The organism is Streptomyces doebereineriae, from assembly GCF_031845645.1.
GTDB classification, from domain to species: domain Bacteria; phylum Actinomycetota; class Actinomycetes; order Streptomycetales; family Streptomycetaceae; genus Streptomyces; species Streptomyces canus.
This window is the reverse complement of sequence record NZ_JAVREZ010000004.1, coordinates 239,541-259,780: the sequence shown is the minus strand read 5'-3', so window position 1 is coordinate 259,780 and position 20,240 is coordinate 239,541. Positions and strand designations below refer to the sequence as shown.

General features: G+C 70.7%; 14 protein-coding genes. 10 read left to right on the top strand and 4 right to left on the bottom strand.

The window, feature by feature from the left end; genetic code table 11:
• Window positions 1–147 precede the first annotated feature (147 nt).
• The 6 genes from RNB18_RS14120 (at window position 148) to cimA (ending at window position 9,149) form a co-directional block, all read left to right on the top strand.
• A complete protein-coding gene (locus RNB18_RS14120; protein WP_311714445.1) occupies window positions 148–1,191 on the top strand; it encodes a 3-isopropylmalate dehydrogenase in 1,044 nt (347 codons plus the stop codon).
• Between the two features lie 253 nt (window positions 1,192–1,444).
• A complete protein-coding gene (locus RNB18_RS14115) occupies window positions 1,445–2,533 on the top strand; it encodes a branched-chain amino acid aminotransferase (protein WP_311714444.1) in 1,089 nt (362 codons plus the stop codon).
• 326 nt (window positions 2,534–2,859) lie between these two features.
• Window positions 2,860–3,945 (top strand): protein TolB, encoded by a 1,086-nt coding sequence (locus tag RNB18_RS14110; RefSeq protein ID WP_311714443.1) that lies wholly within the window; start codon window positions 2,860–2,862, stop codon window positions 3,943–3,945.
• Window positions 3,930–5,996, top strand: a complete 2,067-nt coding sequence (locus RNB18_RS14105; RefSeq protein ID WP_311714442.1) for a hypothetical protein — start codon at window positions 3,930–3,932, stop codon at window positions 5,994–5,996. The genes RNB18_RS14110 and RNB18_RS14105 overlap by 16 nt, the downstream gene beginning before the upstream one ends.
• A 50-nt stretch (window positions 5,997–6,046) precedes the next feature.
• The gene (locus RNB18_RS14100) at window positions 6,047–7,234 is read left to right on the top strand and encodes a TolB family protein (RefSeq protein WP_311714441.1); all 1,188 of its coding nucleotides are present in this window, start codon (window positions 6,047–6,049) and stop codon (window positions 7,232–7,234) included.
• 310 nt (window positions 7,235–7,544) lie between these two features.
• Window positions 7,545–9,149 carry a citramalate synthase gene (cimA, locus tag RNB18_RS14095; protein WP_311714440.1) on the top strand — a complete coding sequence of 535 codons (1,605 nt, stop codon included), beginning with the start codon at window positions 7,545–7,547 and terminating at the stop codon, window positions 9,147–9,149.
• A gap of 7 nt (window positions 9,150–9,156) precedes the next feature.
• On the opposite strand, the gene RNB18_RS14090 is transcribed toward cimA, so the two are convergent.
• Window positions 9,157–9,645: a hypothetical protein gene (locus RNB18_RS14090; protein WP_311714439.1), complete on the bottom strand. Its 489-nt coding sequence runs from the start codon at window positions 9,643–9,645 to the stop codon at window positions 9,157–9,159.
• 204 nt (window positions 9,646–9,849) lie between these two features.
• On the opposite strand from RNB18_RS14090, the gene RNB18_RS14085 reads away from it, so the two are divergent.
• Together RNB18_RS14085 and RNB18_RS14080 are read left to right on the top strand one after the other, a co-directional pair.
• Window positions 9,850–12,852, top strand: coding sequence for a glycoside hydrolase family 3 N-terminal domain-containing protein (locus tag RNB18_RS14085; protein WP_311714438.1), 3,003 nt, complete (start codon window positions 9,850–9,852; stop codon window positions 12,850–12,852).
• Between the two features lie 50 nt (window positions 12,853–12,902).
• The gene (locus RNB18_RS14080; protein ID WP_311714437.1) at window positions 12,903–14,303 is read left to right on the top strand and encodes a hypothetical protein; all 1,401 of its coding nucleotides are present in this window, start codon (window positions 12,903–12,905) and stop codon (window positions 14,301–14,303) included.
• Between the two features lie 121 nt (window positions 14,304–14,424).
• Here the strand turns inward: RNB18_RS14080 and RNB18_RS14075 are convergent, their stop codons facing one another.
• On the bottom strand, window positions 14,425–15,207 hold the full coding sequence (locus RNB18_RS14075) for a S1 family peptidase (RefSeq protein WP_311714436.1): 783 nt from the start codon (window positions 15,205–15,207) through the stop codon (window positions 14,425–14,427).
• A gap of 146 nt (window positions 15,208–15,353) precedes the next feature.
• Window positions 15,354–15,791: a MarR family winged helix-turn-helix transcriptional regulator gene (locus RNB18_RS14070; RefSeq protein ID WP_311714435.1), complete on the bottom strand. Its 438-nt coding sequence runs from the start codon at window positions 15,789–15,791 to the stop codon at window positions 15,354–15,356.
• A 60-nt stretch (window positions 15,792–15,851) separates the two neighbouring features.
• Between RNB18_RS14070 and RNB18_RS14065 the strand changes: the two genes are divergently transcribed.
• Entirely contained in the window at window positions 15,852–16,970 is a 1,119-nt protein-coding gene (locus RNB18_RS14065) for an FUSC family protein (RefSeq protein ID WP_311714434.1), read from the top strand.
• Window positions 16,971–17,083: 113 nt separating this feature from the next.
• Here RNB18_RS14065 and RNB18_RS14060 read toward each other — a convergent pair whose 3' ends face one another.
• Window positions 17,084–17,638, bottom strand: a complete 555-nt coding sequence (locus RNB18_RS14060) for a YceI family protein (RefSeq protein WP_311714433.1) — start codon at window positions 17,636–17,638, stop codon at window positions 17,084–17,086.
• 134 nt (window positions 17,639–17,772) lie between these two features.
• On the opposite strand from RNB18_RS14060, the gene RNB18_RS14055 reads away from it, so the two are divergent.
• Window positions 17,773–20,100, top strand: coding sequence for a polysaccharide lyase 8 family protein (locus RNB18_RS14055; protein ID WP_311714432.1), 2,328 nt, complete (start codon window positions 17,773–17,775; stop codon window positions 20,098–20,100).
• The last annotated feature ends 140 nt before the right edge of the window (window positions 20,101–20,240 follow it).

Here is a 20,240-nt window from a genome sequence, read left to right as displayed (position 1 = left end):
GCAGTGAACTTCCCAGCGCACCCCAACAGCCGCCAGACCTCCAGGTGAACGTGAGCCGAAGGGCTGACGCCCGTCCGTGCGGGCGCTGTCGTGTCCGTATCGCGGACACGCCATGTCATCCCATGGGACGAGGAGTAGGGTTCCCGCATGTCTCGCAGCATCAATCTCGCAGTGATTCCCGGTGACGGCATCGGCCAGGAGGTCGTGGCCGAAGGTCTGAAGGTCCTCTCCGCCGTCCTTCCGCAGGATGTGAAGCTGGAGACCAAGGACTTCGACTTCGGCGCCCGTCGCTACCAGGCCACCGGTGAGACCCTCACCGACGCCGACCTCGACGCGCTGAAGAAGCACGACGCGATCCTGCTGGGCGCCATCGGCGACCCGTCGGTCCCCTCCGGCGTGCTGGAGCGCGGCTTCCTGCTCAAGCTCCGCTTCGCCTTCGACCACCACGTGAACCTGCGTCCGTCGAAGCTGCTCCCGGGTGTCGACACGCCCCTCAAGGGCGAGCCGGCCATCGACTTCGTCGTCGTCCGCGAGGGCACCGAGGGCCCGTACACCGGCAACGGCGGCACCATCCGCAAGGGCACCGAGCACGAGGTCGCCACCGAGGTCTCCGTGAACACGGCCTTCGGTGTCGAGCGCGTGGTCCGTGACGCCTTCGCCCGCGCCCAGGCCCGTCCCCGCAAGAAGCTCACGCTGGTCCACAAGAACAACGTGCTGACCTTCGCCGGGCACCTGTGGACGAACATCTTCAACAAGGTGGCCGAGGAGTTCCCCGAGGTCACCACCGACTACATCCATGTCGACGCGGCCACGATCTACCTGGTCACCGACCCGGCCCGGTTCGACGTGATCGTCACCGACAACCTCTTCGGCGACATCATCACCGACCTCGCCGCGGCCGTCTCCGGCGGCATCGGCGTCGCGGCCTCCGGGAACATCAACCCGAGCGGCGAGTTCCCGTCCATGTTCGAGCCCGTCCACGGCTCGGCCCCGGACATCGCCGGCCAGGGCAAGGCCGACCCCACCGCCACGGTCCTGTCCGTCGCCCTGCTCCTGCGTCACCTCGGCTTCGAGGCCGAGGCCGCCCGCATCGACGAGGCGGTCACCGCCGACCTCGCCGAGCGCACCGGCAAGCCCGCCCGCAGCACGTCGGAGATCGGCGACGCGCTCGCCGTACGAGTAGCCGGCTGACCGGGCGCGCCACTCGAAAACCATTCGAAGCCGCCGGGTCACTCGAACCCGGCGGCTTTCGCATGTCCCCCGCCGGGTGCCACCATCATCCCCTGGGTCGCATTTCACGCCGTTTCTTCCTCGGCTCCCCGCTTGCGATAATCGAACGCGGAGCCGCGGAGTGAGGGAATGCTCGGACGTCCTAGCACTGGTCACTGACAGTAAAAGGGCGTGAGCGCGGCCCGTCACTACAACCGGTGAAGGACAACCACTCATGACGACGCCCACGATCGAGCTCAAGCCCTCGGCCTCGCCACTTTCCGACGCGGAGCGCGCGGCGATCCTGGCCAATCCCGGGTTCGGCCGCCACTTCACCGACCACATGGTGACGATCAAGTGGACCGAGGGCCGCGGCTGGCACGACGCGCAGCTCGTCCCGTACGGCCCCATCTCCCTGGATCCCTCCACCCACGTCCTGCACTACGGCCAGGAGATCTTCGAGGGCCTGAAGGCCTACCGCCAGGGCGACGGCTCGGTCGCCGTGTTCCGGCCCGAGGCCAACGCCCGGCGCTTCCGCAACTCCGCCCGTCGGATGGCGATGGCCGAGCTGCCCGAGGAGCTGTTCATCGAGGCCCTCGACGCGCTGATCGGCCAGGACGCGGACTGGGTCCCGCCGCACGGCGGCGAGGAGTCCCTCTACCTGCGGCCCTTCATGTTCGCCACGGAGGCCGCGCTCGGCGTCCACCCGGCCAACGAGTACCTCTTCATGCTGATCGCCTCCCCGTCCGGCGCGTACTTCGCCGGCGGGGTCAAGCCGGTCACCATCTGGGTCTCCGAGGATCACGTCCGCGCGGTCCCCGGCGGCACCGGCGACGCGAAGACCGGCGGCAACTACGCGGCCTCCCTCCTCCCGCAGGCCGAGGCCGCCGCGAACGGCTGCGACCAGGTCGTCTACCTCGACGCGGTGACCCGCACCAAGGTCGAGGAGTCCGGCTCCATGAACATCGCCTTCGTCTACGGCGACCGGATCGTCACGCCGTCTCTCACCGGCTCGATCCTCGAGGGCATCACCCGCGACTCCCTCCTCCAGGTCGCCCGCGACCTCGGGTACACCGCCGAGGAAGGTGTCATCACCCTGGACCAGTGGCGCACCGACGCCGCGTCCGGCGCCCTCACCGAGGTCTTCGCCTGCGGCACCGCCGCGGTCGTCACGCCGATCGGCCATGTCAAGACGAAGACGGACGCCTGGACCCACGGCGACGGCACGCCCGGCGAGGTCACCCTGAAGCTGCGCGAGGCGCTGCTCGGTATCCAGCGCGGTGTCAGGGAGGACAAGCACGGCTGGATGCACAAGCTGGGCTGATCCCCGCAGACGTCACACGGGCCCGTTCGGAGGACTTCCGGGCGGGCCCTCGTCCGCGTTCCCCTCCCGGACGCCGTACGTCCGGAGGCCACCGCATGACCACCCGTCATCGCACCCCACCCCAGGGGACGATTCTCGGCCATGTACGGGAGTTGCCGGAGGAGAGTCTCCTCGCGGACGCGTGACCTTCCGTCCGGGTTGTACGCAATAAGGACGATTGACCCTGTGGTCTCTGGTGCGTTTGCCTCGCAGGGAGCCCTCGGCGCGGGGCCGGGGGTCATGCGTCAACGGGGAACACAAGGGGGAACATGTCCAAGGCTTCAGCCATGTCCGGCAGAGCTGTGACCGTGTCCGGCAGAGCCAAAGCCGCGTCCGGCGTCTCCTTAGGCACGGCGCTGCTGCTCGCGTTCACCGGAACGACCGCCGGTGCCGCGCAGCACGCGCCCCGGACGGAACGGGTGGAGCGGGTGAGCACCGCCGCCGACGGCACCCAGGGCGACGGCGCCTCCAGTGCGGCCGTCACCACGCCGAACGGCCGCTACATCGCGTTCCGTTCGTCGGCCACCAACCTCGTGCCCGAGGGGATCAGCCGCCCGGGCACCTACTCCTACATCCGTGACCTGACAACCGGCGAGGTCACCAAGATCGAGCAGGCGCTGAGCACGCCCCGGCTCAGCGCCGACGGACGCTGGGCCACGTACACCGACTGGGGCAGCCGCAACATCAACGTCTTTCTGTCCGACCTGAGCACGGGCACCAGAATCCGGGTCGGGGCCCCCGACGGCCGGGACACCGCGTCCTCGCCGACCATCAGCGAGGACGGTCGCTACATCGCCTACCGGTGGCTCGGGCACCCTGAGTTCCCGACCCGCATCGACCTCTACGACCGTCTGACCGGCACCCGCGAGACCGTCAGCGCGGGCCCGCAGGACTCCAGCCGGGACATGGACAGGCCGTCGATCAGCGGCGACGGCCGCCGGGTCGCCTACCAGGACAACGGCACCGGCGACGTGTGGGTCGCCGACCGCGCCACCGGCGCGCAGACCGAGGCCGACGACGGCACGCCCTCGACCGTGGTCCAGCTGAGCGCCAACGGCCGTTTCCTGGCGATGGATTCGGCCGACGGGTCCTACGTACGGGACCTGCGCACGGGCCGCGTCCAGCACTTCCCCGGTATCCGCGTCCTGGCCGTCAGCCCGGACGGGCGGCGGCTGTTGACGCGGGACGCGGACGCGAACCTGACCCTGCGCGGCCTGTACGGCGGACGCGAGATCCCCGTCGGACACGGCAGCGCCACCGCGGGCTCGGTCTCCGCCCACGGCCGCTCCGTCGTGTACTCCACGGTGGACGCTGACGTCGTCCCCGGTGACACCAACGGCATGTACGACGTCTTCCAGTGGAGGTCAAGCTGATGTTCCGCGCCTCAAGAGCCGTGCTCGGCACGGCAGTCGCGATCGCGCTGGCCTGGACGCCGGCGGCCGCCGCACAGGACCGGGGTCCCCAGGGGCGCGACGAGCCCCGGACAGCGCGGGTGAGCACGGCCGCCGACGGCAGTCAGGCCGACGGACCGTCGAGCGGGGCCGCGATCAGCGCCGACGGCCGCCAGGTCGCGTTCACGTCCACCGCGCCGAGCCTCGGCTGCGAGCGCTTCTCGCCGTGCCTGTTCCTGAAGGACCTGGCCGACGGCGGCCTCACCAGGATCGACCTCGGCAGCGGCCACACCTACGACGCGCCGATGTCGAGCGCCGACGGGAGCCGTGTCGCCTTCTCCGCCGGCACCCGCTTCCAGGCTCCTTACCTGTACGACAGCGCCACCGGCCGTTCGGAGCGGCTGTGGCCCGAAGACCCGCCCGGCTTCGACGAGTTGGGCCGCGCCCAGTCGATCAGCCCCGACGGGACGCACGTCGCGTACACCGTCGGCAACCGCAACGGAGGCCAGACCGCGCGGCTGCTGTACGTCCGTGACACGGAGACCGGCACCGACGAGCTGATCTCGCCCGCCGAGGAGGGCGACAAGAACGGGGCCTCGGTGAGCGGTGACGGCGAGCGGGTCGCCTACTCGGTCCGGGGGGACGTCGAGGGCGACGACCCGAACGACGTCTTCGTCAAGGACCGGGCGACGGGCGAGCGCATCCACGTCGACGCGGACCTCGGTGTCGCCCATCTGATCCGGATCACGGAGGACGGCCGCCGGGTCCTCCTCAACGCCAACACCGGGGTGTACGTCCACGACCTGAGCACGGGCACATCGCGACGGGTGGCCGACGGAACCGCCTCCTCGGCCACGGCGGACGGCCGGTACGCCGTCGTCACGGGCGCGGACGGCGTGCGGGTGCGTGACCTGCGGACGGGGCTGCGAGGGGCCGCCCTGCCGTGGACCGCCACGGTGATGGGCCACTCGCTGGCCGCCAAGGGGCGTGTGGTGGCGTTCAGTTCGACGGCGTCCCATCTGGTGCCGGGCGACACCAACCGGGAGTCGGACGTGTTCGCCTTCTCGGGCGGACTGAGGAAGAACCCGGCCCCGATGCCGTCCGTCACCGAACGGATCGGCGGACCGGCCGGGGCGTCCCACGACCCGGTGATGGGGGAGAACAAGGTCGTCACCTTCACCTCGGAGGAAGACGTCTTCATCAACGCGGCTGTCCGCGTCGTCCAGGTCAACTCCGACACGGAGAAGCCGTCGTCGCAGAGCACCCCCTGCTACAGCGGACGCATGGTGGGCTATGCGGTCCCGTCCGCTGCCGACGGCGCCCCGGAGATCCACATCCGCAACCGCTCCGTCGGCAAGGTCACCACCCTGGACTCCTACCAGGGCGTCCGCTTCACCTGGATGGGGCGGCCCCGGATCAGCCCCACCTGCCAGTGGATCACCTACGCGGCGACCCTGCCCGCCACCGACGCCGACCCGGACCCGCAACCCCGCGTCTACCGCTTCAAGTTCGACGGCGGCACCACGGACGTGGTCAGCGCGCCCTCGGGCGGTCCGGCGGGCAACCCGTCCATCGACTACGACGGCCGGTACATCGCCTTCGAGCAGGACGGCGACCTCTACGTCCGTGACCTGGACACCGGCGACCTGTCGAAGGTCGCGGACGGCGCCTCGGCCCCCTCCCTCAGCGCGAACGGCCGCACGATCGCCTTCCAGCAGGGCCGGTACGTCTCCGTACGGGACCTCGACACCGGCACCACCACGGCCCGGGTCAGGGGCGCCCAGCCCTCGATCTCCGGGCACGGCACAGAGTTCGCGTACACCTCGGGCCGTTCCGTGTATCTGCTCGAACTCGGCACGGGGAAGAGGCAGTTGGTCAGCGTGGACCGCTGGGGCGGCCGCAACGACCTTCCGGCGGAGCGTCCCTCCGTCAACGCCGACGGCACGGTCGTCGCGTTCGAGTCGGCGTCACCCGATCTGGTGGAAGGGGACACGAACGGGGTGACGGACATCTTCCTGCGGACAGTGCGGTAGCAGGCGACAACCACCACGAATGACAGGCAACACCACAACGGGGGAACACCATGCACAGCACCAAGCGATTCTTCGTGCTCGCGGCCGCCCTCGCGGCGGCGGCGCTCACCGCACCCACGGTGAGCGCCGCCCCCAGGGCCCCGCACACCGAACCGATCAGCGTCACACCGGAGGGCAGGGCGGGAGGCGGCGCCTCGTACGACGCCGTCATCAGCCGCAACGGCCGCTACGTCGGCTTCGACTCGACCGCCGAGGACCTGGACCCGAACATCCCGCACGGCGGCATGTACATCCGCGACCTGAGCACGGGGAAGCTCCGTTTCTCGGGCTTCGGAAGCATCGTGGCGGTCCTGAACGACGGCCGCTACGTCTACCACCAGAACGACGTCGTGCTCCACGACTCGCGGACGGGCAAGGAGGAGAAGTTCGGCATCGGGATCCCCGAGGGCTTCGAAGGGCCGATCGGCCAGGTCTCCGTCAGCGCCGACGCCCGCTACGCCGTCTTCACGCTCCGGGAGACCGGCGGGGGCGGCGTGGTCTTCCTGCGCGACCGGATCGCGGGCACCACCGAGCGGATCAGCCACCCGAAGCCCACCTGGGAGCCGCGCGACGCCTCCGGGCCGACGATCAGCGACGACGGCAGGCGGGTCGTCTACCAGTACAACTACGCGAACGGCCCGCGCGGCGACGACTGGGGCGACGTCTGGATGTACGACCGCACCACGCACGAGCGCACTCAGATCGACCGCTCCCGGGACGGCTCGCAGACCCAGCGGGAGTCGACGCAGCCGTCCATCAGCGGCGACGGACGGACGGTCGTCTTCGAGTCCGCGGACACCCATCTGGTGCCGGACGACACCGACGGCAGCTGGAACGTGTTCGTGCACACCCTCGCCACGGGCACCAACCAGCGCCTCCACTCGCCCGGCGACGCCCCCTCCCACGTCTCCACCCGGGCCCCCGCCGTCAGCGCGAACGGCCGGTACGTCACCTTCACGGGCCGGGTCGACGGACTGCCCGGCGGCACCCGCAACCCCGTGTACCTGCGGGACCTGAAGAAGGGCGCGACCACCCTGGTCACCCCCGACGCCACCGGCGACCCGGTGTCCGCCCAGGCCGGACCGGGCGGCATCGCGGACGGGGCCCGGCGGATCGTCTACGTCTCCTGGGACGGGACGCTGATCCCGGGCGGGGACACCAACGAGGAGCGGGACGTGTTCGTACGTCACCTGCGCTGATCAGCACAGTGCTCGCATCCTGAGACGGAGGGTGAGCGCGGGGGCGGTCTGTGCCAGACTGCCTCCGTGCTCTCGTTCGCCATGATTATTGGCAGCAGGCGCGCCGGTCCGCAGTGACCGCCACGTACGACCAGGTACGGGCGGACACCGTCGTCCTCGACCCGCGCGCAGACCTCTCGCACCCGCGAGGGGTTTTTCGCTTTTTCTGGCCCACCCGCAGCCGGAAGCGAGAGCGCGAGGGAGTATGTGGGGGCGGTGGAGCCGGTCATTCCGGTACGACCGAGATCCAATCCACAGGAGCCTTGAGACCATGACCGCAACCAGCGAGCTCGACGATCAGTTCCACGTCTTCGACACCACTCTGCGCGACGGCGCCCAGCGGGAGGGCATCAACCTCACCGTCGCGGACAAGCTGGCCATCGCACGGCACCTGGACGACTTCGGCGTGGGCTTCATCGAGGGCGGCTGGCCCGGCGCCAACCCACGGGACACCGAGTTCTTCTCCCGCGCCCGCCAGGAGATCGACTTCAGGCACGCCCAGCTCGTCGCATTCGGTGCGACCCGCCGGGCGGGCGCCAAGGCGTCGGAGGACCCGCAGGTCAAGGCCCTCCTGGACTCCGGCGCAGACGTGATCACCCTGGTCGCCAAGTCGCACGACCGGCACGTCGAGCTGGCGCTCAGGACGACCTTGGACGAGAACCTGGAGATGGTCCGCGACACGGTGTCCTTCCTGAAGGACCAGGGCCGCCGTGTCTTCGTCGACTGCGAGCACTTCTTCGACGGCTACCGCGCGAACCCGGAGTACGCGAAGGCCGTCGTACGGGCGGCCTCGGAGGCCGGTGCCTCCGTCGTCATCCTCTGCGACACCAACGGCGGCATGCTCCCGGCCCAGGTCCAGGCGGTCGTCGCGACCGTCCTCGCCGACACCGGCGCCCGGCTCGGCATCCACACCCAGGACGACACCGGCTGCGCGGTCGCCAACACCCTCGCCGCCGTGGACGCGGGCGCGACCCACGTCCAGTGCACGGCGAACGGCTACGGCGAGCGGGTCGGCAACGCCAACCTCTTCCCGGTCGTCGCGGCCCTGGAGCTCAAGTACGGCAAGAAGGTCCTCCCCGACGGCAAGCTGCGCGAGATGACCCGTATCTCGCACGCGATCGCCGAGGTCGTCAACCTCACCCCCTCCACCCACCAGCCCTACGTCGGCGTCTCGGCCTTCGCCCACAAGGCGGGCCTGCACGCCTCCGCGATCAAGGTCGACCCGGACCTCTACCAGCACATCGACCCCGAGCAGGTCGGCAACACCATGCGGATGCTGGTCTCCGACATGGCGGGCCGCGCCTCGATCGAGCTCAAGGGCAAGGAACTCGGCATCGACCTCGGCGGCGACCGCGAGCTGGTCGGCCGGGTCGTGGAGCGGGTCAAGGAGCGCGAGCTCAAGGGCTACACGTACGAGGCCGCCGACGCCTCCTTCGAACTCCTCCTCCGCGCCGAGGTCCAGGGCAAGCCCCTGAAGTACTTCGGGGTCGAGTCCTGGCGCGCGATCGTGGAGGACCGCCCCGACGGCACCCACGCCAACGAGGCCACGGTCAAGCTCTTCGCCAAGGGCGAGCGCATCGTCGCCACTGCGGAGGGCAACGGCCCGGTCAACGCCCTCGACCGCACCCTGCGCGTGGCCCTGGAGAAGATCTACCCCCAGCTCGCCAAGCTCGACCTCGTCGACTACAAGGTCCGCATCCTGGAGGGCGTCCACGGCACCTCCTCCACGACCCGGGTCCTGATCTCCACGTCGGACGGCACGGGGGAGTGGTCGACGGTGGGCGTCGCGGAGAACGTGATCGCGGCGTCGTGGCAGGCCCTTGAGGACGCCTACACGTACGGACTGCTGCGGGCCGGGGTGGAGCCGGCGGAGTAGCCCCCGCTCAACACGAGTCCTCGGCGAGCTCCTCGAACTCGCCGAGGCTCATCGCCCGGTCGTCGGCCCAGACCTGGCCGGGTCCCAGGGCGGCGAGGTCGCTCGCGCGAAACGTGACCGTGCCGGTGTACTCGTAGTTGAACTCGGCCTTCCCGAAGGCGAGTTCATAGGTGTACGACGGCACCGGCCGCTGCTCTCCGACCGCTCGGGCGTGCCAGGTGGCCGGCGGCGAGAAGAGCGGGAACTCGGCATCGCCGCCCCGCCGTTTGCCGGGCACCCGCCACCCGGACAGATTCCGCCCGGACTCGTCCCCGGCCGGGGCCCCTTCGAGCGAGAGCCCCTGCACCAGATCGTCACCGCACGGCCGCAGCACGACCTCCGGCGCCCCGCCGTCGTCCACCCGCACCGCGACCAGCGGCAGGATCTCCGCCCCGCACCCGCTCAACAGCCCTACGGCGACGACCACACCGGCCATCGCGAAGACACCCCGCCTCATCGCCCCGCCCCCTTCATGCAGCCCTGCGAGCACATCACGGGCCGGACCGCCGCGCGACCACCGTTGCGCACCGGTCGCGTTGCGGTCCGGCAACTCGCCCGGGACGCAATGGCCGACGTGGTGTCTTGACGGATTTGCGTGCTCTCAGTTCACTCACGCCGTGAGGTAAGTCCTGTGTGAACCCTGAGAGCCGAGGGAAGGTCCATGCGAAGAACCGCCCTGCTCGTCTCCGCCGCCCTGCTCACCTCCCTGCTGCCCCTGGCCGTCGCCCGGGCCGCCGACGACCCGCCCCCGGTCGCCGTCGACCGCTTCGAGGGCGAAGTGCCCTTCGCAAGCCCGCCGGAGAACGGCATCTTCACCTGGGGCAGCGACACCGACGACCCGCCAACTCTCCGGCTGAGCCCCCGAGATGACGCTCCCGAGGGAGACCAGGTCCTCACCGGCAGCTACGACATCAGCGGCTACGGCGGCTTCACACACGACTTCGCCTTCGCCGAGCCCGCCCACGACTGGTCCGCCCACCAGGGCATCCGCTTCTGGTGGGAGGGGCAGAACAACGGCAAGAAGGTCGCCTTCGAGCTCAAGGACGGCGGAGCGAACGGCGAGGCCTCCGAGCTGTGGACGACGTCCTTCACCGACGACTTCAGCGGCTGGAAGCAGATCGAGATCCCCTTCACGGACTTCGCCTACCGCACCGACTACCAGCCCGTCGGCGGCATCGACCACGTCCTGGGGCTGACGGAGATGTGGGGGTACGGCGTCACGCTCCCCGTCGGTGCACCGGGCCGATTCGCCATGGACGGCGTCGAGTTGTACGGCAAGGCCGACCAGTCGCTGCGCGCCGCCGTCACCACCGACTCCGCCGTCTACCCGGTCACGCAAGGCAGGACCGCGACGGTCGAGGTCACGGTCGCCACCACCGGCTCCGCCCCGATCGACGAGCCGGTGACGGTCGCCTACGAGACGGCGGGCGGAACGGCCTCGGACGCGGACTACATGCCCCTGAAGGGCGAGTTCACCTTCCCCGCAGGCACCGCATCCGGCACCACCCGCACCCTCCAGGTCGTCACCCGCAAGGACAGGACCGCCTCCGAGACCGCCGAGACCATCCCCCTCAAGCTCACCGTCACCGGCGCCAAGGCCCCCGCCGAGACCCCGCAGGTCGTCATCGACGCGCACGGGCTGCCGTATCTGAACAGCAAGCTCCCCGTGAAGAAACGGGTCGCGGACCTTCTCTCCCGGATGTCCCTCGCGGAGAAGACCGGTCAGATGACCCAGGCCGAGCGCGGAGCCGTCGGGACCGGGGCCGACATCGCCGCCGACGACCTCGGCTCGCTGCTCTCCGGCGGCGGCTCCACGCCCACGCCCAACACCGCCGAGGCCTGGGCGAAGATGATCGACTCCTTCCAACTCCGGGCGCAGGCGACCAGGTTCCAGATCCCGATCGTCTACGGCGTCGACGCCGTCCACGGCCACAACAACCTGGTCGGCGCCACGGTCATGCCGCACAACATCGGCATCGGGGCGACCCGGAATCCCGGCCTCGCCCAGAGGACAGGTGCCGTGACCGCCGCCGAGGTCCGTGCCACCGGCATCCCCTGGGACTTCGCGCCCTGTCTCTGCGTCACCCGCGACGAACGCTGGGGCCGTTCCTACGAGTCCTTCGGCGAGGACCCGGCGCTCGTCGAGTCCATGGAGACGGTCGTCCAGGGGCTCCAGGGCGCCCGCGACGGACGGGACCTGAAGGACGACGACAGGGTCCTCGCCACCGCCAAGCACTTCGTCGGCGACGGCGGTACCGCGTACGGCTCCTCCACCACCGGCACCTACACCATCGACCAGGGCGTCACCACGGCCACGCGAGCGCAGCTGGAGGCGATCCACCTCGCGCCGTACAAGTCCGCGGTGGACCGCGGCGTCGGCACGGTCATGCCGTCGTACTCCTCGCTCGACGTCGTCGGCGACGGCCTCGGACCGGTCAGGATGCACGCCCGCGCCGACATGATCAACGGAGTCCTGAAGAAGAAGCTCGGCTTCGACGGCTTCGTCATCAGCGACTGGAACGGCATCGACCAGATCCCCGGCGACTACGCGAGCGACGTCCGTACGTCCGTCAACGCCGGCGTCGACATGGTCATGGCCCCCTACGCCTACAAGGACTTCCACGCCGCGCTCGTCCAGGAGGTGCGGGCCGGTCGCGTCAGCGAGAAGCGGATCGACGACGCCGTGTCCCGCATCCTCACGCAGAAGTTCAGGCTCGGGCTCTTCGAGAAGCCGTACGCCGACGCGAGCGGCGCCTCGAAGATCGGTTCCGCCGGGCACCGGGCCGTGGCACGCCAGGCGGCCGCCGAGTCGCAGGTGCTGCTGAAGAACTTGGGGAGCGTGCTGCCGCTGAGGAAGTCGCAGAGGGTGTACGTCGCCGGGTCCAACGCCGACGACATCGGCAACCAGAGCGGCGGCTGGACGGTCACCTGGCAGGGGGCCTCCGGTGACATCACCCCCGGCACGACGATCCTGGAGGCGATGCGCGGGAACTCCGCGCGGCTGACGTACTCCAAGGACGCGTCCGAGCCGCTGACCGGCTACGACGTCGGTGTGGTCGTCGTCGGCGAGACCCCGTACGCCGAGGGCGTCGGAGACGTCGGCAACGGCCATGACCTGGAGCTGTCCGCCGCCGACCGGGCCGCCGTCGACAAGGTGTGCGCGGCCATGAAGTGCGCCGTGCTGATCGTCTCCGGGCGTCCCCAGCTCATCGGCGACCGGCTCGGTGAGATCGACGCCCTGGTCGCCTCCTGGCTGCCGGGCACCGAGGGCGACGGGGTCGCGGACGTCCTGTACGGCAAGCGGGCCTTCACCGGCAGGCTCCCCGTCACCTGGCCGAAGTCGGAGGCCCAGCTGCCGATCAACGTCGGCGACGCGGCGTACGACCCGCAGTTCCCCTACGGCTGGGGCCTGACCACCCTCACCAAGGTCCCGGAGGGCGGGGCGGCCACGCTCGTGGCGCTCGGGGCCGCGGCCAGGGCGGCCGAGCGGGCCGGTGCCGACGACAGGGGCCGCGCGCTCGTCGGGCAGGCCCGGCTGATCGTCCAGCGGAAGGGCATCACCGCGGCCTTCGCCAAGCCCTTCGCCGACGCCGACCACCTGCTGCTGACCGGACACTACGGAGAGGCGGTGCGGAAGCTGACGGAGGCGTATCGGGCCGCCTGAGACGACCGCCTGAGAGGTCCGTTCCGGGAGGTTTCGGGTAGCGTCGAAGTATGAAGGCCGCCGCGCAGGCCGTAGTACGGATCCGGAGCCTTCCAGGGCTGCTGTTCGCCCTGGTGCTCGCGGTCCTGGGCGTCCTGGCGGGCGCCCCGCCCGTCTCCGCCACGACGACCACGACAACCACGACGAGTGCCACGAGCGTCTCGGCCATCGGCCAGGCCCTCCGCGAGAACCCCGTCTACGTCGATCCGGCCGCCGCGGCCCAGCTGTCCGCCAAGGACGCGGACGCCCTGGCGGACCGGATCACGAAGGCGGACAAGCCGCTGTTCGTCGCGGTGCTGCCCGCCGACTACCCGAAGCAGGACCTCTTCACGAAGCTGCGCACCGCGACCGGCATCACCGGCCTGTACGCGGTCCGCCTGGGCGACGCCTTCGACGCCCGCGCCGACGCCTCGGTCCTGTCGGGCGCGGCCGTACGGAACCTGGTGACGACCGTCGAGGGCGAGGACACCCGCGCCCAGCTGACCGACTTCACCGCCGCCGCTGTCACCAACATGGGCGGCTCGGCTCCGTCGACCTGGCGGACCTCCGACGACGGGGGCGGGGTCTCGAGCACGGCACTGATCACGGTCGGCGCGGTGCTCGTGGCCGGTGGGGCGGGCGCGTACACGCTGGTGCGGCGCAACCGGCGCCGGCACGCGGAGGAGCAGCGGGCCGCGCTGGAGAAGCTGCGGGTGGTGGTGGACGAGGACATCACGGCGTTCGGCGAGGAACTGGACCGGCTGGACTTCCACCCGGCCGAGGCGGGCGCCGACGACGCGATGCGCGCGGACTACGAGCGGGCCCTGGACGCGTACGAGCAGGCGAAGTCGCTCATGGGGGCGGCCACGAGACCCGAGGACGTGCGGGCGGTCACCCAGGCCCTGGAGGACGGCCGCTTCTCGCTGGCCCAGCTCTCGGCGCGCCGCGAGGGCCGGGCGCTTCCCGAGCGCCGGGTCCCCTGCTTCTTCGACCCCCGCCACGGTCCCTCCGTCACGGACGCCGGCTGGACGCCGCCGGGCGGGGCCCCGCGCGAGGTCCCGGTCTGCGCCGCGGACGCCACCCGCCTGGCCGACGGCCGGGACCCGGTGATGCGCGAGGTCGACACCGATCAGGGCCGCCGCCCCTACTGGGACGCGGGCCCCGCCTACGGCCCCTGGGCCGGCGGTTACTTCGGCGGCGGCCTCCTCCCCGGCCTGCTGGTCGGCACGGTCCTCGGCAGCATGATGGCCGCCCCCGCCTACGCGGCCGACTACGGCTCCGGTTACGGCGATTTCGGCAGCGGTTACGAGGGCGGCGACCTCTCCGGCTCGGACTTCGACTCCGGGGACTTCGGCGGCTTCGGGGGTGGCGGGGACTTCGGAGGCGGTGGCGATTTCGGTGGAGGAGGGGACTTCGGCGGAGGCGGCTTCTGACCGCTCTGGCTCATTCAGCCCCTCCGGCGGGCGAGGGCGAGGGGGGCGGCGGGGGCGAAAACCGCAGGCCCGGCACCCAACGCACCGGACCCGCGGAAGACCGTACGAGACCCGCCTCACCTCACAGTGACGCGGCCGCCGAAGCGATCGCCGAGGCGAACGTGGACACCTCGGTGTAGACCCCGGGCGCATTCGCCCGGGCGCACCCTATGCCCCAGCTCACGATGCCCACCTGGATCCACGCGTTGGCCGAGTCCCGCCGGAACATGGGCCCACCGGAGTCCCCCTGGCAGGTGTCGACCCCGCCCGCGGCATACCCCGCGCAGATCTCCTCGTTCGCGATGAGACCGCTGTACCCGCTGTATCCCCGGCAGGTGGCGTCGCTCACGAACGGCACGGTGGCCTTCAGCAGATACCGCTGCTGAGCCCCGCCTTCGGTGGCCGCACCCCATCCCGCGACCGTGAAGGTCCCGGTGTTGTACTGCGTCGTCGTCGCGATCTTCAGCGTAGGAAGGTTGATCGGCGCGGCGAGCTTGATGAGTGCCCAGTCCTTGCCGTCACCGTTGTACCCGGGCGCCCGATACACGTACGTCGACCTGACCTGCACCCGCCCGCTGCTGGACTGGAGGTCCGCGACGCCTGCGGTGGCGGTGATGCTGGTGTTCGCTCCGGTGCCGTTCACACAGTGCGCGGCGGTGAGCACGATCTGCTGGGTGTACAGCGCCCCGCCGCACCCCATGGACAGGCGCACCATGAACGGGAACTCGCCCTGCGCGGCACGGCTGCCGCCGACGACGGGCGAGGGCGCGGCCTGCGCGGCCGACACGGGCTGGAGGCCGGCGATCGCGAGCGCGACGGCTCCGACCGCCAGACATCTCTTGAGTGCGGTAAGGAGGTTCTTCAAGGTGATGCCTCTTCCAGGTGGGGGGTGGCTTTGACGAGTTCATGCCAAGCTGGGCGCCAAAAGAAACGCCCAAGTTCTGACATGGGCTGGTCAAATCTGTTGATGGATTATGGGAATCCTGTGAACTCGCGCACAAGGGGTGCGATTCAGCCAGATGCGGGTGTCTCCGCGTCGGCGACCCGCTCCATCAACTCCGCGGCCAGCTCCAGCACCCCCCGCTCGGTCGCGGTCAAGGACGCCAACGCCCCCGCCAGCCAGGCGTCCCGCTCGCCCATGTCCCGCTCCAGCGCCAACCGCCCCGATTCCGTGACGGACAGCACGGACTGACGCCGGTCCACGGTCCCTGCCTCGCGGGCCATCAGCCCCTCCGCCTCCAGTTCGGCGAAGACCCGGGTGAGCGACTGCGGCCGCTGCCGCAGCGCCGCCGCGATCTCGCCGGGGGTGGCCGACCCGTGCCGGTGCAGATGCCCGAGCACCTCCAGCTGGCTCGGGGGGAGGCTGCCGTCGCCGCGCTCCTGCCGGAGCCGCCGGTTCAGCCGCACTACGCCCCGTCGAATGCGGGACGCGGAGGTGAGAGGGTCCATGGGGCAATCGTATGCGAATACTTACTACCTCAATCCGTATCCGGCCCATATTCTCGTCGGATGGCGCACAAACTCCTACGCAACGCGTACGAATCCGGGCTGACGATGACAGCCGTGCTGCTCTGCTGGTCCCTCGCCCTCCGGCTGGAGGCGGTCGCGGGACTGCACACCGACGTCCTCGTCCTCGCGGTCGCCCTGACCCTGACCCTGGCCGGAACCCAGCGCACCGCGGACACCCGCCGCCGTCTCACCGCGCTGGCCCTGCTGCCCGCGACGGCGGCGGTCTCGATCCTGGTCGGCCGGCTGATCGCCGCGCACTACGTCATCGGCGCGGTGGTCTTCACGGCCGGGATGTCGGCCCCCGTCTGGATCCGCCGCTACGGCCGCGCCGCCACGAAGGCGGGCACCCTGATGACCCTCCCCTTCATCGCCCTCCTGGTCGTCCCCGGTCCGGCTCTGCCGCCCAAGGCGCAGGGCGCACTGGTGAGTTGGGGCTGGGCCGCGCTGATCGGGGTGCTGGCGGTGTCCTGCGTGTGGTTGGTGCAGGGGCTGGGGGACCGCTACGGCCCCTGGCGCCCCGATCCCGAGCCGGCGAACCCCCCACCCCGCCGCCCGTCCCCTCTCCGGCCGCGCCCGAGTACCCGCATGGCGGTGCAACTGGCGGCCGCGATCGCCGCCGCCTTCGTCGCCGGCCGGCTTCTCTTCGACGACCACTGGCCCTGGGCGGTCCTGACGGCGTACGTCGCAGCGAGCGGCAACCGCGGCCGAACGGACGTCGTACGCAAGGGAATCGAACGCCTTGCGGGAGCCTGCGCGGGCACACTGCTGGCGGCCGGTGTCGCCACGGCCGGGGTCACCGGTCCGGCTTCGGTGGCCCTGATGTTCACGGTCCTGGCGATCGCCCTGTGGCTGCGCCCCCTCAACTACGCCTACTGGGCGGCCGGAATGACCACCGTCCTCTCGCTCCTCCTCGGCCGGCTCGGCCAGGACGCGACGAGTCTTCTGCCCACCCGCCTCGCGGCGATCGCGGTCGGCGCCGCGCTCACGGTGGCATCGGCGTGGTGGGTCCTGCCGGTGGCGAAGCGGCGGGTGGCGGCACCGGAAGCCGTACGGCCGAGTGCCGGGACCGATCAGCGACTTGCGCGACCGTCCGGGAGCGGTGCCGCTCAGGACGCGTGACGGGTGAGGGCGTACCGCTTCCCGGCGGAGGGCCGGCTCGGGTGCGACCCGAGCCGCCACAACGCCTCATACTCACCCACACCGGCGACCGGTGTCCGCCCCCGGAGCCGGGGTCACGCGTTCTTGATCGCGGAGATGTCGAAGCTCAGCTTGATCTTGTCGGAGATCAGGACGCCGCCGGTCTCCAGGGCCGCGTTCCAGGTCAGGCCCCACTCGGAGCGCTTGATCTCCGCCTTGCCCTCGAAGCCCACGCGCTCGTTGCCGAACGGGTCCTTCGCGGCGCCGTTGAACTCGAGGTCGATGGTGAGCGGCTTGGTGGTGCCGAGGATCGTCAGGTCGCCGGTGATGCGGTAGTCCTCGTCGCCGAGCGCCTCCGCCTTGGTGGAGCGGAAGGTCATCGTCGGGAACTCCTCGATCTTGAAGAAGTCCGCGCTCTTGAGGTGCCCGTCACGGTCCGCCGACCCGGTGTCGATGCTGTCCATCTTGACGTCGATGGAGGCCGTCGACGCGGACGGGTCACCGCCGTCCAGGTGCAGCGAGCCGCTGAACTCGTCGAACTTGCCCTTGACGTTGGTGACCATGGCGTGACGCACGGTGAAGCCGATCGTGGAGTGGGAGGCGTCGATCGTGTAGTCGCCGGTCAGCGCGGTCAGGTCGGTGTTCGTCATGACGTAGCTCCTTGAGGTGAGGATGTTGAACGTTGAACCACTCAACGCGAACGACCGTAGACCTATTCCGTACAGGTTTCAACATCATCCGCGAAGTGTTGGCATGATCGCTCCGCGGTGGTAGATGCCCCGGTATGAACCCGCAGCGCAGAGCCCTCGTGCGACCCACCCGCAGAGCCGTCTTACTCGCGGCGGCACTCCTGGCCACCGCCGCCCCGCCCGCCCGCGCCGCCGCGGCCGACTCCTACGACACCCTCCGCCGACGCTGGCTCGACATCGCCCTCGGTACCGGCTACGACCCGGCAGCGCAGCCGTACGCCGCCCGCCTCGCCGAGACCGGCGAACGCGCCCGCGGCTTCCGCGCCACCATGGCCCCCACTCCCACCTCCCTGTGGCCGGGCCACCCCTACGACCCCCCGGCCGGCATCACCCGGAGCTACGGCCGCCTGTGGACGATGACCCAGGCCTACGTTCAGCGGGGCACCGGCTCCACCGGCGACGAGGCCCTCCTCGCGGACGTCCTCCGCGGCCTCGACCACCTCTCCGCCACCGTGTACAACCCCTCCACCACCCGTTACGGCAACTGGTGGGAATGGCAGATCGGCAGCCCCCGCCTCCTCATGGACACCACGGCCGCCCTGTACGACCACCTCGGCCCGGACCGCGTCACCGCGGCCTGCGCCGCCGTCGACCACTTCATCCCCGACGCGATGCTCACCGACTACTCCGGCACCTCCACCGGCGCCAATCGTGTCGACCTGTGCCGCTCCGTCGTGCTGCGCGGCATCCTCGGCAGAGCCCCCGACCGGATCGCCCTCGCCCGCGACGCCCTCTCGCCGGTCTTCCCGTACGTCACGAAGGGCGACGGCCTCTACGCCGACGGCTCCTTCGTCCAGCACACCTGGGTCGCCTACTCCGGCACCTACGGCCAGGTCCTGCTCGACGGCCTCGGTCGCCTCTTCGCCCTGCTCGCCGGGTCCGAGTGGGAGGTGACCGACACGCACCGGCAGACCGTCCTCGACAGTGTCGAGCACGCCTACGCCCCGCTGATCCACGACGGGCTGGTGATGGACAGCGTCAACGGCCGTGCCATCAGCCGCGGTCACCTCAAGGGGGACGACCGCCACGTCATGCGCGGCGACCACTTCCACGGCCAGGGAATCATCGCCGCCGTCGCGCTGCTGGCGGGCGGGGCGAGCGAGGAGGAGCGGTCTCGCTGGCACGGCCTGGTGAAGGGCTGGATCGAACGGGACACCGTCACACCGATCCTGACGGCACCCCAGTTCGACGTGGCCGACCTCGCCCGGCTGCACGCGGTGGCGGAGTCACCCGTCCCCGCCATCCCCGAACCCGTCGGGCACACGCTGTTCGCCGCCATGGACAGGGCTGTCCACCGCCGCCCCGGATTCGTCGCGAACATCGCCATGGCCAGCGACCGCATCGCCGCCTACGAATGCGGCAACGGCGAGAACCCGCGCGGCTGGCACACCGGCGCCGGAATGCTCTCCTGGTGGGCCGACGGCCGGACCGATCAGTACACGGACTGGTACTGGCCGACCGTCGACTGGTACCGCCTTCCCGGCACGACCGCCTCCACGAAACGTCTTCCCGACCGGGCCGGCGGTGAGTGGGGCGAGCCCAAGCCGGACGTCCGCTGGGTCGGCGGCACGACCGACGGCGAGTACGCGGCGATCGGCCAGCACCTGAAGGGACTGGAGTCGACTCTTCAGGCCCGCAAGTCGTGGTTCTGCGTCGCGGACGCGGTGATCTGCCTCGGCGCGGGCATCACCTGCACCGACGGCGTCCCCGTCGAGACCGTCGTCGACAACCGCAACCTGGGGGAGGGCGGGACACAGTCCTTCCTACGGGGACGGGACTGGGTGCATCTGGAGGGGCACGGCGGCTGGCTCGTCCCCGGCGACCTGCGCGCCCTGCGCGAGGACCGCACCGGTGCCTGGTCCGACATCAACGCCTCCAGTACGACCGAACAGCGCACCCGGCGCTGGCAGACCCTCTGGCTCGACCACGGCACCGACCCCGTGGACGCCTCGTACGCCTATGTCCTGATGCCCGGGGCTTCCCGTCACGCCGTCGCCGCCCGCGCCGCCGACCACCACTGGCTGTCGGTCCTCGCCAACGACAGGGTGTGCCAGGCGGTCCGCGTCGACCGCCTGGGCCTGACCGCCGCGAACTTCTGGCGGGCCGGCACCGCGGGTCCGCTCACCGCGTCGGCCGGGGCGAGCGTGCTGGTCCGCCGCAGCGGTCGTACCGCTACCCTCTCCGTGGCCGAGCCACCCCGTTCGGGCGAACCGCTGGAGATCATCTGGAACCGCCCCGTGCGCTCGGTCGTACGCGCCGACGACACGGTGGAAATCCGCGCCACGGGCCGCCTGCTGCACCTCCGTGTCACTCCGGGGACGGCATGCGCCACGCATGGATGTGAGGTGACTCTCACGCCCTGACTTTGTAAGACCTCTACAAGCGACAGCCCCCCTGAGCAGTCAGAACGCCTGCATGCCTCCCGGGTTCTGTTCAGTGGCACCAGGAAAACGGGCCGGAGACTGTGAGGAGTCGACGGCTCGCATTCCTCGCGGGGCTTCGT

Bases quoted from the DNA above. Each gene is read 5' to 3' on its own strand.
- RNB18_RS14110 (WP_311714443.1), top strand. From the start codon at position 2,860: ATGTCCGGCAGAGCTGTGACCGTGTCCGGCAGAGCCAAAGCCGCGTCC.
- cimA (WP_311714440.1), top strand. From the start codon at position 7,545: ATGACCGCAACCAGCGAGCTCGACGATCAGTTCCACGTCTTCGACACC.
- RNB18_RS14115 (WP_311714444.1), top strand. From the start codon at position 1,445: ATGACGACGCCCACGATCGAGCTCAAGCCCTCGGCCTCGCCACTTTCC.
- RNB18_RS14060 (WP_311714433.1), bottom strand. From the start codon at position 17,638: ATGACGAACACCGACCTGACCGCGCTGACCGGCGACTACACGATCGAC.
- RNB18_RS14065 (WP_311714434.1), top strand. From the start codon at position 15,852: ATGGCGCACAAACTCCTACGCAACGCGTACGAATCCGGGCTGACGATG.
- RNB18_RS14090 (WP_311714439.1), bottom strand. From the start codon at position 9,645: ATGAGGCGGGGTGTCTTCGCGATGGCCGGTGTGGTCGTCGCCGTAGGG.
- RNB18_RS14100 (WP_311714441.1), top strand. From the start codon at position 6,047: ATGCACAGCACCAAGCGATTCTTCGTGCTCGCGGCCGCCCTCGCGGCG.
- RNB18_RS14085 (WP_311714438.1), top strand. From the start codon at position 9,850: ATGCGAAGAACCGCCCTGCTCGTCTCCGCCGCCCTGCTCACCTCCCTG.
- RNB18_RS14070 (WP_311714435.1), bottom strand. From the start codon at position 15,791: ATGGACCCTCTCACCTCCGCGTCCCGCATTCGACGGGGCGTAGTGCGG.
- RNB18_RS14055 (WP_311714432.1), top strand. From the start codon at position 17,773: ATGAACCCGCAGCGCAGAGCCCTCGTGCGACCCACCCGCAGAGCCGTC.
- RNB18_RS14080 (WP_311714437.1), top strand. From the start codon at position 12,903: ATGAAGGCCGCCGCGCAGGCCGTAGTACGGATCCGGAGCCTTCCAGGG.
- RNB18_RS14120 (WP_311714445.1), top strand. From the start codon at position 148: ATGTCTCGCAGCATCAATCTCGCAGTGATTCCCGGTGACGGCATCGGC.